Genomic DNA, 12,971 nt, shown 5'->3' with positions numbered 1-12,971 from the left:
CAATTAGTCTAACCGAAAAACTAACGCTGGAAAGAAAAATCGGAGCGGCTCCGCTGCCTGCGAAGCCGCTCCCCTCTCATAGTATGAAAACGATTGTCAGAACTTGTAGCGCAGACCCAACATATAGCGCGCGCCAGCCTGGGTGGCATTGACCAGCATGCGCTCGTTACGGCCGTGCTGGCGCGTCGTTTCATTGGTCAGGTTGATGCCTTCGAACTGCATCGACAGCTGCGGCGTGATGGCATACCCCACCGACAGGTCGAACTGGCCGTAGGCTTCCGTGTAGACCGGGTTCGGTCCCGCGCCATCGAAGGTGGAAGCGAGGAATTTGTCGCGCCAGTTGAACGCGGCGCGCACGTTCCACTTGTCGTTTTCGTAGATACCGATCAGGTTGGCCGAATCGGACAGGCCGACCAGCGCGAACTGCTCGCCGGCGCTGGCGTTGTCGAAGCCCAGGCCGGAATCGACATACGTGTAGTTGGCCGACACCCCGAAGCCGCTGTTGCCGAACATGTGCTGCACGTTTACCTCGAAGCCTTTCAGGCTGGCCTTCTTCTGGTTCGAGAACGACGTGATGCGGAAGTTCGCGAGCGGATCGCCCGGCTGGCCGACGATGGTGCCGGTGGCGTTGCCGGAGGCATCATCCTTGCCTGGCGTGACGCCCGGTGCCGTCGGATGGTTGCGGAAGATGTAATTGCGGATGCACGTGGTATCGGCGCTGGCGCAGCCGTTGGCCAGGGCCAGGTTCCACAGTGCTCCGCCCACCGGCGTGTGCAGGTTGAACGGGTTGGCGTCGACCTGGGACTGGCCGGCATAGTTATCCAGGTTCTTCTTGAAGAAGCCCAGCGCGAAAAAGTTCTGCTTGCCGTAGTACCACTCGTACGACAGGTCGAGGTTCTTTGACTCCACCGGCTTCAGCCCCGGGTTGCCGGCAGTGCCGGTGCCGCCGTCCACGCGCGCCAGGTTACTGAGCACCGTGCCGCCCTGGATCTGGTCATAGCGGGGGCGCCCGATGGTTTCGCCGTACGACAGGCGCAGTTTCATGTCTTCGCGCAGTTCGATATCGGTATCGATGCTGGGCAGCAGGTTGTTGTACTTGCCGGTCAGCGTCGTGAAGTCCGGGGCGCCGAACTGCACCGGGAATTCATTCTGCGATACCCATGAGATGCCGGTGGCGGTCTGCACCAGCGCGGAAGAGACGATGTCGGTCTTCTCGTAGCGTACGCCGACGGCGGTGTGGATCGGCAGCGCCGTGTCCCAGTCGGTATTGAACTGCAGGTACAGCGCCTTGGATTTTTCTTCGGTGCGCTGGTCGGTATCCCAGGTGCCCTTGACCGAATACAGGTCCGGCCGGCCGGATGCCTTGATCGCCAGGTCGCGCACTTCGCCGAAGTTGAAGGTGTAGAAGTTGTTGAACAGTTTCGGGTTGCCGGAGCCGTCGATCTTGTCGAAGTAGCCGCGCACGGTGGCCGGATGCCACACACTGCTCGGGTAGTCGGCCGGGCTGGTGGCGCCGCCCCAGGTATCGCGCTGCATCGTCGAGAAGGCGGAACGGTTGTCGACCTTGGTGGCGGACAGGCCGAAGTTCAGCTGCGACGATTCCATCACCTTCAGGCGGCCCTTGAACTGGGCCTGGCTGATTTCGCCTTTCATGTAGCCGTTGCGGAACGCCGAGCCGGTCACCTGCTGCGGTGCGCGCGCGAAATCGGCACCGGCGATCGACAGCACGGGGAAATCCTCGCTGAAGTCGGCCGTGGTGTCGCCGCGGCTGAAGGACGCGGTGCCCAGCACGTTGTCCGAACCCCACGGGCTGTCGGCCTGCGATTCGGCGGTGGAACGGTGCACGTCCAGTTCCAGGCGCAGCGCGGAATTGACCTTCCACAGCGTGTTGAAGCCGACCGACTTGTTTTCGCTGACGGTGGCGAAGTCGGCGCCGCCCATGGCGATGTCGCTGGTCCCGGCAGGGAGGAACTCGGTGTACACCAGCGGGCCGGCGGCCGGGCCATCGGTCCAGCTGGAGGCGGACGGGCCGAAGTTGAACCACGCCGACAGGTCCTGGCGGCGCGTATGGATCTTGTTCTGCGAGTAGGTGTAGTCGAGCGTGGTGGTGAGATCCTTGCGCGGCGCGAACTGGAACGTCAGCTGGCCGTTGGTGCGCTCGCGCTGCACGCCGTTGAACGCGTAGTTCAGGTTTTGCGGCAGCGAATACACGTCGTTGGCGCCGGGCCGGTTGGTGATGTTTTCCGAGCCGGGCGCGCCGGGCTGGGGAATCGTGCCGCCCGCGGTGGAGCTGCCCCGGTACGGGCCCTTCCAGCCATTGCCCACGGATGCCGTGCTGTAGCCCAGGTTGCGTTCCTGGTAGCTGGCGGTGACCGCCACGCCGAACATGTTGTCGTTCCAGGTATTGCTGTAGATGCCCGAGATTTCCGGCGTCACGCGCTTGCCATCCTTGACGTCGCCCGGCAGGTTCGAGGCCGACTTGTCGTAGACGCCTTTCACCCCGACGGAAGCCTGCATGCCGGGGCGGTCGAGCGGGCGCGCCGTCATCACGTTCAGCGTGGCGCCGATGCCGCCGGTCGGCGTTTCGGCGCGGCTGGTCTTGTACACCTGCAGCTGCGACACCGCCTCGGAAGCGAGGTTGGCGAAGTCGAAGGCGCGGCCATTCAGGTCGCCCAGGTTCGACGTCGGCATCTGGCGGCCGTTCAGCAGCACCATGTTGAAGTCGGGGCCCACGCCGCGCACCGTGACCTTCGAGCCTTCGCCGATCGAGCGGTCGATCGACACGCCGGAAATGCGCTGCAGCGATTCGGCCAGGTTCGTGTCGGGGAACTTGCCGATGTCCTCGGCGACGATGCCGTCGACGATGCCGTCGGAATTGCGTTTCAGGTTCAGCGACGATTGCATCGAGGCGCGGATGCCGGTCACCACCACCGATTGCACCGGCTGCGACGACGACAGGTCGGCGCCCTGGCTTTGGGCAATGTCCTGTGCCCATGCCGGCAGCGCGGTGGCGGCGCAGGCGCTGGACACGGCCAGGGCGATCAGTTTCTGTTTGGTCCTTGGATAGTGCATGTGGTCTCCTGTGTTCTTATGGTTTTCTACCGATGAGTTCCTGCCTGGCGGCGCCAATCCATCCGGTCCACCTTGCTTTCCAAGGTATTCCAGAGGTGTATGGAAACGTTTCCATATCAGGTCGCTCAATGGTAGGTGGGCACTTCTACGTTGTCAATCGGAACAGATTTGTTGTTGGACGATACTGTTGTAAAAACTCATCTGGCGGGCTGGAAGACCCGCACGTATTCCACTTCCATGCGCCATGGCAGGCTGTCGTCGCGCACCGCGCCACCGAGGTCGCCGCCCACCGCGACGTTCAGCAGCAGGTACTGCGGCCGGTCGAACGGCCACTTGTCGTAGTCGCCATCCTTCGGGTTCGCCAGTTCGGCGTAATTGCGCCCATCGACACCCACGAGGATCCGGTCGTGCGTCCACGTGAGCTGGTAGTCGTGGAAGGCGCCGCACGCGTCGGGCACCATCGTCTTGCTGGTCTTGCCGGTGCCACGCGGCCAGTTCTGCGCATTCGTATAGATGCTGCCGAGGATTTCGCCGGGCTTGTGGCCCACGTGTTCCATGATGTCGATCTCGCCGTCGGCCGGCCACTTGCCGCCGGTGCCCAGCATCCAGATCGCCGGCCAGCTGCCCGGGCCGCACGGCAGCTTCGCGCGCACTTCGATGAAGCCGTGCGTCCAGCTGGCCTTGCCCCGCGTGACCAGCCGTGCCGACGTGTAGGCCTGGCCGCCGTAGTCCGGCATCGACGCCAGCGCTTCCTTGCGGGCGGTGATGACCAGGCGGCCATTCTTCACTTCGGCGTTTTCGCGGCGCGCGCTGGTGTAATACTGCAGTTCCCTGTTGTGCCAGCCGGTGCGGTTGAATGCGGTGTCGTAATCCCACTTCGCCGGATCGGGCAGGCCGTCGACATCGAATTCATCCGCCCATGCCAGCTTCCAGCCGGGAGGCGCTTCCATGGCCGGCGCGGCGTCGGCCAGCGCCAGCAGCGCCAGTGCCATGGCGGCAGCGATGCCGGTGGCGGTCGGTGAGCGTCGATGGAAAGCAGCCATGGTTCTCCGGATTGACGGCGCGGCAGGCGCATGCAAAGATGAATGTCGTTGTATGGTAACGTTTCCACTTTAACAGTGCAATCCGCGCCGCACTCTGCACCGCAGCATGCGTTGCGTTCTTGTCACATACCCGGGTACGAGATGAAGACAACCTTCTGGATCCTGCTGGCGCTGGCCGGCGCAGCCACCGGCGCCGGCGCCGCCGAAACCTTCCCCTGGCCGAACGGCGCCAAAGCGGCCGTCAGCCTGGCCTATGACGATGCCGCCGATTCGCAGCTCGATCATGCGATCCCCACGCTGGACAAATACGGCGTGAAGGGCACGTTCTACCTTACGCTCTCCAGCCAGACCATCGACAAGCGCCTGCCCGAGTGGCGCGCCGCCGCGCAACGGGGCCATGAGCTGGCCAACCACTCGCTGTTCCACCAGTGCCGGCGCTCGCTGCCGGAGCGCGGCTGGGTGGCACCGCACCGCGACCTGGACACGACGAGCGTGGCGCAGATGAAGGACCAGGTCACGCTGGCCAACACGATGCTGTACGCGATCGACGGGCGGCGCGAACGCACCTTCACCGCGCCTTGCGGCGACCTGCTGGCGGCCGGCGGGCAGGAGTACCTGCCGGCGGTGCACGCCGACTTCGTGGCGATCAAGGCAAGCGTCGGCCGCGGCGCCGTGCCGTCGATGGCGAAGCTGGATCCGTACCGGGTACCGGTGGTGGCGCCCGTCGGCCTCACCGGCCAGCAACTGATCGCGATGGTCAAGGAAGCGGCGGACAAGGGCACGATGGTGGCGTTCACCTTCCACGGCATCGGCGGCGACCACCTCGCCAATTCGAGCGCCGCGCACGAGGAACTGGTGAAGTACCTGGCCGACAACCGCAAGGTGTACTGGACCGACACGTTCCTGAACATCATGAAGCATGTGAAGGCTCAATGAACCTAATGCCGTTAAGTTAAGCGTTACCCGGCACATTGAGAGCGCGTGCATTCACCCCAACAGCGAAGGGCTGGGGTCAGACCCGACGGGTCTGACCCCGGAATTTGCACTTGGGGTTTGCTTAACCAAGCGGCACTACCCACTGGGCCCCGGATTCGGCAACGCGCGTCCGGCGGGAAGGGCGCGGCATCCGCCGCGTTTGGCGTGGGCGGGTGAGTTCCAGTATGCTCGTCATGTTTTGTCAGCGGAACAGGAATTTCAGTGGCAACCATCAAAGACGTCGCCCGCCTGGCGGGTGTGGGCCTGGGCACCGCGTCGCGCGCGATCAATGGCAGCGGCCCGGTGTCGCCAGCCACGCTGGAGCGCGTGCGCAAGGCCATCGACGAACTGGGCTTCCGGCCATCGCATGCGGCCCGGGCCCTGCTGTCCGGTTCGTCGAAGATGATCGGCGTGTACATCCCGGCGCTGTCCGGCACCTTCTTCACGCCGATCCTGCAGATCATCGATACCGAATTGCGCGCGGCGGGGCTGCACATGGTGGTGGCGTTCGGCGTGGGCCTCGGCAATGCGCGCCGCCAGGCCCTGGAAGGCATCGAGTTCCTGATCGAGCGCGGCTGCGATGGCCTGATCGTGATGACCAGCGCCCTGGACGAGGGCGACCTCGCGGTGGCCGGCAGCCGGCTGTCGCGCCTGGTCGCGCTGAACCATGGTTTCGCGACCATCCCGGACCAGTGCTTCACGGTCGACCACATGCTGGGGGGCCGCCTGGCCGCGCGCACGCTGCTGGAGAACGGCCACCGCGACATCGCGCTGCTGACCGGCCCGATGGAGCTGGAAGACAGCGTGGCCCGCATCGATGGCTTTCTCGCCGAGCTGGCGGCGGCGGGCATCGACACCACGGCGATGTGGCGGCGCGAAGGCGACTTCTCGCCGGCCGCCGGCTGGGCCGCGGCGCGCGAGCTGGTGGCGTCCGGCCGCAAGCCCACCGCGCTGTTCTGCGCCAACGACGAGATGGCCGTGGGCGCGCTGTCGCATTTCCAGGAAGCGGGCATCCGCGTGCCGCATGACCTGTCGGTGCTGGCCTACGACGACACGCCCAGCGCGGAGTATGCGGCCCCGCGCCTGACGTCGGTGCGCATGCCATGGCAGCAGATGACGCTGAACGGCATCAACCAGCTGCTGAACCTGTGCTACGACCTGAAGCGGCCGGTCGAGCGCGATTTCCCGGTGACGGTGACGCTGCGGGCCTCGGTGGCGAAACTGGACCGTTGAAGGTCGCCCGGCGAGCGCTAGAATGAGCGCTTCACCACCACGCATGCGGAGGCGACCGATGATCACACCACACATGGAGGCCCGCGTTCTCGCGCTGTATCCGATGCTGGGCGAGTTGCCCGCGCCGGACCTTGCCAGGCTGTTCGCGAATGCCGCCTACATGAAGGTGCCGGCCGGTGAACTGATGTTCGACGAGAACCAGCCATGCCGCGGCTTTCCGATGCTCATTTCGGGCAGCGCACGGGTCATCAAATCCTCCCCCAGCGGGCGCGACCTGCACCTGTACCAGGTACTCCCCGGCGAAACCTGCATTCTCACCAGCAGCTGCCTGCTGGCCAATGCCCCGTACCAGGCGCGCGGCGTGGTGCAGGAAGAGATCGAGCTGGTGCTGCTGCCGCCCGGCGCGTTCAAGCTGCTGTTCGCCCAGCTGGAAGTGTTCCGCAACCAGGTCTTCAACCGTTTTTCGGAACGGCTGACGGAGTTGATGAACCTCGTCACGGCCGTGGCCTTCCAGAAGCTCGACCAGCGCCTTGCTTCGCTGCTGGCGGCCAAGCCCAACCCCGTGGCGATGACGCACCAGGCCATTGCCGATGAACTGGGCAGTTTCCGTGAACTGGTGAGCCGCCTGCTGAAGGATTTCGAGCACAAGGGCTGGGTGCAGCTCGAACGGGGCCAGGTGGTGGTGCTCGACGCGGCGGCCCTGAAGAAATTCGTCAGCCTCTGACCGATGCGATCAGCGGGCCTGTGATCGGGCCTGTGATCGAGCTTGTGATCGGGTCTGTGATCGGGTCTGTAATATTTGTCACCGAGATTTTCCGCTCCGGTGGTGGAAACTTCCGTCCACACCCACTTCACCACACAGGAGCACACCATGTCACTTCGCATCAATGACGTCGCGCCCGACTTTACCGCCCGGACCACGCAGGGCACGATCCGCTTCCACGACTGGCTTGGCGAGGGCTGGGCGATCCTGTTCTCGCATCCGAAGGATTTCACGCCCGTCTGCACGACGGAACTGGGCTATATGGCCCGCATCGAACCCGAGTTCACGCGCCGTCACGCGAAGCTGATCGGCCTGTCCGTCGACCCCGTGGAAAACCACGACCGATGGGTGGCCGACATCGAGGAAACCCAGGGCGCGAAAGTGAACTATCCGATGATCGGCGATACCGACCTGGCCGTGGCAAAGCTCTACAACATGCTGCCGGCCGAGGAAGAGGGCACCAGCGAAGGACGCACCGCAGCCACCAATGCGACCGTTCGCTCGGTCTTCATCATCGGCCCGGACAAGCGCATCAAGCTGATGCTGACCTACCCGATGACGACCGGCCGCAACTTCGACGAGATCCTGCGCGTGCTCGATTCGATGCAGCTGACCGCGAAGCACAAGGTGGCCACCCCGGTGAACTGGAAGCAGGGTGACGACGTGATCATCACGCCGGCCGTCAGCAACGAAGAAGCCGAAAAATCCTTCCCCGGTTTTACAATGATCAAACCGTATCTGCGCACCACGCGGCAACCCGCCTGAGGTGCCATCCGGCCGGCTCACGAGGCCGGCCATCCGCCAGGAGCCCGACATGATTTTCCGCCAGCTGTTCGATCCCGTTTCATCGACCTACACGTACCTGCTTGCCGACGGCGGCGAGGCACTGCTGATCGATCCCGTCTACGAGCAGGTGCCGCGCGACCTGGCCCTGCTGCAGGAACTCGGCCTGGTGCTGCGGGCCACGCTCGACACGCACGTGCATGCCGACCATGTGACCGGCGCCTGGCGGCTGCACCAGCGCTGCGGCAGCGACATCGCGCTGGCCGCGGCCGCCGGCGCCGAACTCGTGGATCGCCCGCTGCGGCACGGCGACCGTATCGTGTTCGGTGCGCGCCACCTGGACGTGCGGGCCACGCCGGGCCACACCAACGGCTGCCTGACCTACGTGCTCGATGACGCCAGCATGGCCTTCACCGGCGACAGCCTGCTGATCCGCGGCTGCGGCCGCACCGACTTCCAGCAGGGCAGCCCGCAGCAGTTGTTCACCTCCGTGCGCGAGCAGATCCTGTCGCTGCCCGACAGCTGCCTGCTGTACCCGGCGCACGACTATCGCGGCATCACGGTCACCAGCGTGGCAGAGGAACGCCGCTTCAATCCGCGGCTGGGCGGCGAGGTCGACGTGGGCGATTTCACGGGCCACATGAACAACCTGCACCTGCCGCATCCGAAGATGATCGCGGTGGCCGTGCCCGCCAACCTGCGCTGCGGCCAGCCGGAAGGGGGCGCCCTGCCGCCGGAGGCGCCGGACTGGGCGCCGCTGACGCTGCGCTTTTCCGGCGTGTGGGAAATCGAGCCCATGGCGCTGCTCGAACATGGCGCCAAGGCACAAATCCTCGACGTGCGCGAGGAAGCGGAATTCATCGACAAGCTGGGCCACCTGCCGGGTGCGCGGCTGGTACCGCTGTCGCAACTGGCGGAGCATCTGGAAGCACTGGACAAGGAACGCCCGGTGGTAGCCGTCTGCCGCTCCGGCGTGCGCTCGGCGCAGGCTTGCGTGCTGCTTGCCAAGGCGGGATTCGGCCAGGTGGCCAACCTGGCCGGCGGCATGCTGCGCTGGAAAATCGAGGGCATGCCGGTGGCGGCGGAAGCGTGATCGCCTGCCGCCGCCAGTGACCGGGCGCCGCCAACCGAAATCGCCTGGCCGGATCGCTCGGGTATAATCGCCTGTTGCATTCCAACCAACATCGAATCCATCATGTCCGTACAGATCCGAAACAATGTTCATGTCGCGGGGAACGGGTCGGCCACCATGGTGTTCGCGCACGGGTTCGGCTGCGACCAGACCATGTGGCGCTTCCTGGCACCCGCCTTCGCCGAGCGCTTCCGCACGATCTCGTTCGATCTCGTCGGCAGCGGGCGATCCGATTTATCTGCCTATGACCGCGACAAGTACGGCACGCTGCACGGCTATGCGGACGACCTGCTGGAAATCCTCGACGCCTTCGCCACCGGCCCCGTGGTCTTCGTCGGCCATTCGGTCAGCACGATGATCGGCCTGCTGGCGACGATCAAGGCGCCGGAACGCTTCGTCGCCCAGGTCATGGTCGGGCCTTCGCCCTGCTATATCAACGATGGCGACTACGTGGGCGGCTTCAGCCGGGAAGACATCGGCGAACTGCTGGAAACGATGGATGCCAATTACCTGGGCTGGTCGAGCAGCCTGGCGCCCGCCATCATGGGCGCGCCGGGGCGCCCGGAGCTGCGCGCGGAGCTGACCGACAGCTTCTGCCGCAACGATCCCGAGATCGCCAAGCATTTTGCGCGCGTGACGTTCCTGTCCGACCACCGGGCCGACTTGCCGCATTCCACCGTGCCGGCGCTGATCCTGCAATGCAGTGACGACCTGGTGGCACCGCTGGAAGTGGGCCGCTACCTGCACCGCCACCTGCCGAACAGCACCCTGCACGTGATCGACAACGTGGGCCATTGCCCGCACATGAGCGCACCGACCGAGAGTTCGCGTGTCATAGAGGGCTTCCTCGCGCGGACCCTGCGCTGATCGACGTGAACGGCGCGCTTCCCGGAGGCGATACCCTGTTCGAGCACGCCGCCTGTGCCCTGGTGGTCACCGGCGCGGACGGCGTGATCCTGGGGGCCAACGCCACCGCCTGCACGTGGCTGGGCTACGGGGAAGAAGAGCTGGTCGGCAAGGTGCGCATGCGCGACCTGCTGCCGGTCGGCGCCCGGCTGTTCTATCACACGCATTGCCAGCCGATCCTGGAAGTGCAGGGATCGGTGGCGGAAATCCAGGTCAACCTGGTCAACCGCGGCAAGGAACGGCTGCCCGTGCTGATCAACATCGCGCGCCGCCAGGCGGATGGCGCCAGCTTCGATCACTGGGCCTTGTTCAAGGCGGCCGACCGCCACGCCTACGAGCGCGAGTTGCTGGCCGCCCGCAAGGCGGCCGAGGCGGCGCTGGAGGCGCGCCGCGAAGCCGAGACCCGGCTGCAGGCCGCGAACGCCCGGCTGTCGGCGGCCGACCGGCGCAAGGATGAATTCCTGGCCACGCTGTCGCACGAACTGCGCAATCCGCTGGCGCCGATGCGCAGCGCACTGGACGTGCTGACGTTCAAGCTGGGAAACAGCGCCGAACCACGCCTGATCCAGGCCTTCGACCGGCAATTGCGCCACCTTACGCGGCTGGTCGACGACCTGATGGAAGTCTCGCGCATCACCCAGGGGCGCATGCAGCTGAGCCGCGCCACGGTGGAGCTCACCGCGCTGGTGCGCAGCGCCGCGCACGACCTGGCGCCGATGATGGCGGCGGCACGGCATACCTTGCACGTCCACGTCGCCGACGGCCCGGTACTGGTCGACGGCGATGCGACCCGGCTGGCCCAGGTGGTGCTCAACCTGCTCGCCAACGCGGCGAAATACACGCCCGACGGCGGCACCATCGAACTGCACCTGGCGTGCGTTCCGGGCATGGCGGAGATCCGGGTACGCGACAACGGCATCGGCATCCCCACCGCCGCGCTGGCCACTGTGTTCGACATGTTTTCGCAGCTGGAACCGGCGCTGGACCGCGCCAAGGGCGGTCTCGGCATCGGCCTGGCGCTGGTGCGCGGCATCGTCGAACTGCATGGCGGCACGGTGGGCGCGGCCAGCGAAGGCCCCGGCCGGGGCAGCGAATTCACGGTGCGCCTGCCGCTGGCGATGGGCGCGGCCTGTCCCGCGGCGCCGGAGCAGGACGATACGCCGCCGGCATCCGTGCGCATCCTGGTCGTCGACGACAACCAGGACGCCGCCGAAACGCTGACGATGGCCCTGGCCATGTTCGGCTGCGAAACGCGCACCGTGCATACGGCTGGCGCGGCACTCGATATCGTTGCCGCCTTCCGGCCGGACGTGGCGCTGCTCGACATCGGGCTGCCCGACATGAACGGCTATGAACTGGCACGCCGGCTGCGCCAGGCGCCGGGCGGCACCGCCATGAAGCTGATCGCCATCACCGGCTGGGGGCAGCAGAAGGACCGCGAGCAGGCGCAGGCAGCGGGGTTCGACCACCACATGACCAAGCCCATCGAACTGGGCAAGCTGCGCGATCTCCTGGCCACGGAGTTTCCCGGCCGCTGAGCGGCACGGCACCCGCACGCTGGCGGGGCCGCGATTGCCACGGCGTGCAGTATCCCGATTCAGCGGATGGCGATCAACGCGAACATCCTGTGCAGTTCACGCAACACCGTGCGCTCCGGCTCGACGGCCGGTGCGGCCGCGCCCGGGACTGCCGGCGCGGACGGGCCGCGTTCCGTGACCTCGACCGGCTCGTCGCGTTCACTGGCCCCGGTAGCGGCGGACTGCTGGCGCACGGCTTGGCTGTTCATGATGATCTCCCCGTTGACGACGTTATCAAAAACCTCAAATCCAGTATACCGGACAGGATATTCTTGTATACTGGATTTTGCATTCGCTGCCACAGGAGCCCTGCCTTGTCCATGCCGCCACCCGCCATCGCGCCCGACGACGAACATTACTGGAGCGCGATCCGCCGCCAGTACACGCCTTCGCCCGAATTCATCAACCTGGAAAACGGCTATTTCGGCCCACCGGCCCTGCCGGTGCAAGCAGCGTTGCGCCGCTACCAGGAGCAGGTGGACCGGGAAAATTCCTATTTCCTGCGCGTGCGCTTTCCCGAGCGGCTGGAACAGGTGATGGCCGCACTGGCCGCGTTCACCGGTGCTGCGCGCGACGAGCTGCTGATCACCCGCAATGCGATGGAATCGCTGAACATCCTGATCCAGGGCTACCCGTTCGCGGCGGGCGACGCGGTGCTGCTGGCGCGGCATGACTACGACAGCGTCATCGACACCTTCGGCATGGTCGGCGAGCGCAGGTCGCTGCAGCTGGTGACGGTGGATGTGCCGCTCGATCCTGGCAGCGACGAGGAAATCGTGGACTTGTACGAGCGCGCCATCACGCCGCGCACGCGGGTGGTGCTGGTCACGCACCTGGTGCACCGCACCGGCCAGGTCATGCCGCTGGCGAAGATCGCTGCGATGGCGCGCCGGCGCGGGATCGACGTGATCGCCGACGCGGCGCATTCACTGGCCCACATCGATTACACGGTGCCCGCGCTGGGCGTGGAATTCGCCGCCTTCAACCTGCACAAGTGGGCCGGCGCGCCGCTGGGGACCGGGCTGCTGTACATCGCCAGGCACCGCATCGCCGATATCGCCCCGCTGTTCGGCGACGTGGGGCACGCGCCCGGCGACATCATGAAGCTCGGCCACTTCAGCGCGGTGCCCCCGGCCCCGGTGCTGGCGATCGAGGATGCGCTGCGCTTCCACGCATCGATCGGCACGCCCAACAAGGAGGCACGGCTGCGCTACCTGGCCCGCTACTGGATGGACCGCGTACGCGATGTGCCGGGAGTGCGCCTGTTCACGCCGCGCGACGCCCGGCGCCATGGCGCGCTGGCGTCGTTCGGCATCGCCGGCATGGCCGCCCGCGACGTGGCCGAACGGCTGATGCGCGACCACCGCATCTTCACCGTGGTGCGCGGCATCGGCGACGAGGAATGCGTGCGGGTGACGCCGCACCTGTATACCTCGCCCGATGATCTCGACGCGCTGGTGGCGGCGATCCGCGCGCTGGCGGGTTGA

11 protein-coding genes are annotated in these 12,971 nt (G+C 66.0%); 8 read left to right on the top strand and 3 right to left on the bottom strand.

Annotated elements, in window-relative coordinates:
• Positions 1–96 precede the first annotated feature (96 nt).
• Entirely contained in the window at positions 97–3,072 is a 2,976-nt protein-coding gene (locus EYF70_RS29080; RefSeq protein ID WP_131148483.1) for a TonB-dependent receptor, read from the bottom strand.
• A gap of 197 nt (positions 3,073–3,269) precedes the next feature.
• The gene (locus EYF70_RS29075) at positions 3,270–4,115 is read right to left on the bottom strand and encodes a glycoside hydrolase family 16 protein (protein WP_131148482.1); all 846 of its coding nucleotides are present in this window, start codon (positions 4,113–4,115) and stop codon (positions 3,270–3,272) included.
• A 141-nt stretch (positions 4,116–4,256) separates the two neighbouring features.
• Here EYF70_RS29075 and EYF70_RS29070 point away from each other — a divergent pair, with 141 nt between their 5' ends.
• The 7 genes from EYF70_RS29070 to EYF70_RS29040 all read left to right on the top strand — a co-directional run bounded on the left by EYF70_RS29070 (position 4,257) and on the right by EYF70_RS29040 (position 11,445).
• Complete coding sequence (locus EYF70_RS29070; protein ID WP_131148481.1) at positions 4,257–5,051, top strand: polysaccharide deacetylase family protein; 795 nt, start codon at positions 4,257–4,259, stop codon at positions 5,049–5,051.
• 261 nt (positions 5,052–5,312) lie between these two features.
• Positions 5,313–6,323 carry a LacI family DNA-binding transcriptional regulator gene (locus EYF70_RS29065; protein ID WP_131148480.1) on the top strand — a complete coding sequence of 337 codons (1,011 nt, stop codon included), beginning with the start codon at positions 5,313–5,315 and terminating at the stop codon, positions 6,321–6,323.
• Positions 6,324–6,381: 58 nt separating this feature from the next.
• Positions 6,382–7,047, top strand: a complete 666-nt coding sequence (locus EYF70_RS29060; protein ID WP_131148479.1) for a Crp/Fnr family transcriptional regulator — start codon at positions 6,382–6,384, stop codon at positions 7,045–7,047.
• A 147-nt stretch (positions 7,048–7,194) separates the two neighbouring features.
• On the top strand, positions 7,195–7,851 hold the full coding sequence (locus tag EYF70_RS29055; RefSeq protein ID WP_131148478.1) for a peroxiredoxin: 657 nt from the start codon (positions 7,195–7,197) through the stop codon (positions 7,849–7,851).
• A gap of 49 nt (positions 7,852–7,900) precedes the next feature.
• Positions 7,901–8,962 (top strand): rhodanese-like domain-containing protein, encoded by a 1,062-nt coding sequence (locus EYF70_RS29050; protein ID WP_131148477.1) that lies wholly within the window; start codon positions 7,901–7,903, stop codon positions 8,960–8,962.
• Between the two features lie 102 nt (positions 8,963–9,064).
• A complete protein-coding gene (locus tag EYF70_RS29045) occupies positions 9,065–9,868 on the top strand; it encodes an alpha/beta fold hydrolase (protein ID WP_131148476.1) in 804 nt (267 codons plus the stop codon).
• A 5-nt stretch (positions 9,869–9,873) separates the two neighbouring features.
• On the top strand, positions 9,874–11,445 hold the full coding sequence (locus tag EYF70_RS29040; RefSeq protein ID WP_131148475.1) for a hybrid sensor histidine kinase/response regulator: 1,572 nt from the start codon (positions 9,874–9,876) through the stop codon (positions 11,443–11,445).
• 59 nt (positions 11,446–11,504) lie between these two features.
• Here EYF70_RS29040 and EYF70_RS29035 read toward each other — a convergent pair whose 3' ends face one another.
• Positions 11,505–11,693 (bottom strand): hypothetical protein, encoded by a 189-nt coding sequence (locus EYF70_RS29035; protein WP_131148474.1) that lies wholly within the window; start codon positions 11,691–11,693, stop codon positions 11,505–11,507.
• A gap of 111 nt (positions 11,694–11,804) precedes the next feature.
• Between EYF70_RS29035 and EYF70_RS29030 the strand changes: the two genes are divergently transcribed.
• Complete coding sequence (locus EYF70_RS29030; protein WP_229420963.1) at positions 11,805–12,971, top strand: aminotransferase class V-fold PLP-dependent enzyme; 1,167 nt, start codon at positions 11,805–11,807, stop codon at positions 12,969–12,971.

Origin of the sequence: Pseudoduganella albidiflava (assembly GCF_004322755.1) — a bacterium.
GTDB lineage: Bacteria > Pseudomonadota > Gammaproteobacteria > Burkholderiales > Burkholderiaceae_D > Rugamonas > Rugamonas albidiflava.
This window is presented reverse-complemented; position numbering and strand designations above follow the sequence as displayed.

What these genes read in the sequence shown, in the direction of transcription:
- EYF70_RS29070 (WP_131148481.1), top strand. Translation starts at nt 4,257, where the DNA reads ATGAAGACAACCTTCTGGATCCTGCTGGCGCTGGCCGGCGCAGCCACC.
- EYF70_RS29035 (WP_131148474.1), bottom strand. Translation starts at nt 11,693, where the DNA reads ATGAACAGCCAAGCCGTGCGCCAGCAGTCCGCCGCTACCGGGGCCAGT.
- EYF70_RS29045 (WP_131148476.1), top strand. Translation starts at nt 9,065, where the DNA reads ATGTCCGTACAGATCCGAAACAATGTTCATGTCGCGGGGAACGGGTCG.
- EYF70_RS29080 (WP_131148483.1), bottom strand. Translation starts at nt 3,072, where the DNA reads ATGCACTATCCAAGGACCAAACAGAAACTGATCGCCCTGGCCGTGTCC.
- EYF70_RS29055 (WP_131148478.1), top strand. Translation starts at nt 7,195, where the DNA reads ATGTCACTTCGCATCAATGACGTCGCGCCCGACTTTACCGCCCGGACC.
- EYF70_RS29075 (WP_131148482.1), bottom strand. Translation starts at nt 4,115, where the DNA reads ATGGCTGCTTTCCATCGACGCTCACCGACCGCCACCGGCATCGCTGCC.
- EYF70_RS29030 (WP_229420963.1), top strand. Translation starts at nt 11,805, where the DNA reads ATGCCGCCACCCGCCATCGCGCCCGACGACGAACATTACTGGAGCGCG.
- EYF70_RS29060 (WP_131148479.1), top strand. Translation starts at nt 6,382, where the DNA reads ATGATCACACCACACATGGAGGCCCGCGTTCTCGCGCTGTATCCGATG.
- EYF70_RS29050 (WP_131148477.1), top strand. Translation starts at nt 7,901, where the DNA reads ATGATTTTCCGCCAGCTGTTCGATCCCGTTTCATCGACCTACACGTAC.